Consider the following 2,823-nt stretch of genomic DNA (forward strand, 5'->3'; position numbering starts at 1 on the left):
AAATTCACCCAGCGGCTGACGCCGCAGGGCAGCGAAGTCGATCCCGGCCCGGCCGGTGGTCAAAGCGGCATCGGCGAAGGCGAATCGGTCGCCGCGCTGACCACGCCGCCCTCGGCGACGAACGCGCCGGCGATTTCCGCACCGGCCGCCGGCACGCCTGCCGCGACTACGCCTCCGGCGACAGGTGCCGCCCCCGCAACACCGCCTGCCAATGGAGCTGCCCCGGCAGCGCCGGTCAATGCTGCCGCCACTCCGCCCGCACCAGCAGGTGCTGCGCCGCCCGCACCGGCGGCCGCGCCCGCGGAAACCGCGCTGCCGGTCGGCCAGAAGGCGATCTTCTATGAAGAGCGCACCAGCACCGCCCAGGGTTCGGCGGAGCCGGGCAATATCGTCTGGTCGCTGGTTCAGGAATCGCCCGGAGGCGACCTGCCGCCGGAGCCGGCGATCCGCGCCGAAGCCACCATTCCCGGCAAGGATATCCAGTTGCGCATGACCATCCGCCGCAACACCGACCAGACACTGCCGGCCAGCCATATCATTGAGATGATCTTTCTGACGCCCGACGGTTTTGAGGGCGGCGGTGTCGACAACATCCTGCGCGTCGCCATGAAAAGTTCGGAACAGGATGCCGGCAGCCCGCTGATCGGCATTCCGGCCAAGATCGCCGACGGTTTCTTCCTCGTCGCGCTCAACGACACCAAGGCCGACGAAGACGCCAACATGACCTTGCTTCGCGGCCAGGACTGGATCGACGTGCCGGTCGTCTACAAGACCGGACGGCGGGCATTGCTGACCATGGAAAAGGGCATTCCCGGCGAGAAGGTGTTCGACGAGGCGATCAAGGCCTGGCAGGCGAAAACGGCGGGCTGAGAAGGGCGCCGGCCCGGAGCCCCTTTGGTTTAGAAGCCTTGGAACAACATGTCGAGCGCGGCGACGATGTCGTCGTGGTGTCTGGAGAGATTTCCCTCGGCATCAGGCAATTCTGAGGCCATCAAGGCTGACATGAATTGTGTGACCATCACATGATTCCTGCCGTCGATTGCGAAGGTCGGGTTTAGACGGCGGCCCGGAACCGGGGCTATGTCGGGCGGCATCAACGGAATGACGACCCTCGTGGTCAGTCCCTCAAGAAGGTCGGACTGAACATCGAGAAGATAACCGCTACCTTCGGCATTCCGATAGAGATCGTAGCGTGCCATCAAAACAGCCGGTGTTTGGCCAATGGCAGCCCGTTGCGCCTGACATACTCATTGGAGCTTTGAATAGCTTCCTTGTTTTCTTCTTGCCAACGACGCGTCTTTTCTGCCGCAATCGCTTTTGCGATACCTGCCTCTGCGGCGCGGGAGATGTTGATGCCCAACGCCTTGGCGTCTTTGATCAGCTGAGAATCAATGGATGTGTTAACGGACTTTCGCTGAGGTTTCGGCGTCGATTGAAGCATAGAGACCGCCTCCTTTTATGCGCATAATGTAGGCGCATAAAAGCCCGCACGCAATCCTTCACCTCTCCATTTCCTCCCGCAGCATCTCCAGCTCCAGCCACTCTTCTTCAAGCGCGGCCAGCGTGGCGCGCTCCTTGTCGAGGGCGGCGATGGTTTTCTGGAAGGAGGCCGGGTCGCGCTCGTAATAGGCCGGATCGGCGATGTTGTTCTCCAACCGTGAGATCGAAGCCATCACAGCTTCGATTTTCTTGGGCAGGGATTCCAGCGCGAATTTCTGCTTGAACGACAGTTTCTTCGCCGGCCCCTTTGGCGCAGCAGCTTCACTTTTGGTCGTCATTGGCGCATCGCCGTTTTCGGCCTTCGCGCGCGCCCTGCGGTCGTCGAGCCGGGTGCCGCCGCGCTGCGCCAGCATGTCGGAGTAACCGCCGGCATATTCGATCCAGCGGCCGTCACCGTCCGGCGCGATCAGGCTGGTCACGGTGCGGTCGAGGAAATCACGGTCGTGGCTGACCAGGATGACCGTTCCGGCAAACCCGGCGACCAGTTCCTGCAGCAGTTCCAGCGTCTCCATGTCGAGATCGTTGGTCGGCTCATCGAGCACCAGAAGGTTTGCCGGCCGCGCCAGCACGCGCGCCAGCAAGAGCCGCGCCCGCTCGCCGCCGGACTCGCGCACCGGGGTGCGCGCCTGCTCCGGCTTGAACAGGAAATCCTTCATGTAGGAAACGACATGGCGCTGCTCGCCATTGATGACGAGGTTTTCGCCGCGACCGTCGGTGAGATACTGCGCCAGCGTCTCTTGCGGGTCGACCGCCTCGCGCTTCTGGTCGAGCGTGGCGATCTCCAGATTGGTGCCGAGCCGTATCGAGCCGGCGTCGGGCTTCATCTCGCCGGTCAGCATCTTCAACAGCGTCGTCTTGCCGGCGCCGTTCGGCCCGACCAGGCCGACGCGGTCGCCGCGCTGGATGCGGGTTGAAAACCCCTTGACCACGGTGAGATCGCCAAAGCTCTTCTCGATGTTCTTGGCCTCGATCACCAGCTTGCCGGATTCGGTAGCGTCGCTCGCCACCATGGTGGCCGACCCTTCGGCGCCGCGATGGCCGCGAAAACGCTGGCGCATGGTCTGCAACTCGCCGAGACGGCGCATGTTGCGCTTGCGCCGCGCCGTCACGCCGTAGCGCAGCCAGTGCTCCTCACGCACGATCTGGCGGCCGAGCTTGTGCTGCTCGCGCTCTTCTTCTTCCAGCACCAGGTCGCGCCATTCCTCGAAATGGCCAAAGCCTTTGTCCAGCCGGCGGGTCTGGCCGCGATCGAGCCAGACGGTGGCGCGCGACACGCGCTCGAGAAAGCGGCGGTCGTGCGAGATGACGATCAGTGCCGAGGAG

The 2,823-nt window shown here is 63.6% G+C and carries 3 protein-coding genes and 1 pseudogene; 1 reads left to right on the top strand and 3 read right to left on the bottom strand.

Annotated features, from left to right (window positions below):
- Positions 1 to 870 (top strand): annotated as a pseudogene (locus EN993_RS38125) (hypothetical protein); the annotation flags it as partial.
- Between the two features lie 29 nt (positions 871 to 899).
- Here EN993_RS38125 and EN993_RS34080 read toward each other — a convergent pair.
- The 3 genes from EN993_RS34080 to EN993_RS34090 all read right to left on the bottom strand — a co-directional run.
- On the bottom strand, positions 900 to 1,199 hold the full coding sequence (locus EN993_RS34080; protein WP_126070879.1) for a CcdB family protein: 300 nt from the start codon (positions 1,197 to 1,199) through the stop codon (positions 900 to 902).
- Positions 1,199 to 1,441, bottom strand: coding sequence for a type II toxin-antitoxin system CcdA family antitoxin (locus EN993_RS34085; protein ID WP_109664821.1), 243 nt, complete (start codon positions 1,439 to 1,441; stop codon positions 1,199 to 1,201). The genes EN993_RS34080 and EN993_RS34085 overlap by 1 nt, the downstream gene beginning before the upstream one ends.
- Before the next feature lie 58 nt (positions 1,442 to 1,499).
- A partial coding sequence (locus EN993_RS34090) for an ATP-binding cassette domain-containing protein (RefSeq protein WP_127266074.1) occupies positions 1,500 to 2,823 on the bottom strand: 1,324 nt, incomplete at its 5' end.

The sequence above is a fragment of the Mesorhizobium sp. M7D.F.Ca.US.004.01.2.1 genome (assembly GCF_003997785.1).
GTDB classification, from domain to species: Bacteria; Pseudomonadota; Alphaproteobacteria; order Rhizobiales; family Rhizobiaceae; genus Mesorhizobium; species Mesorhizobium loti.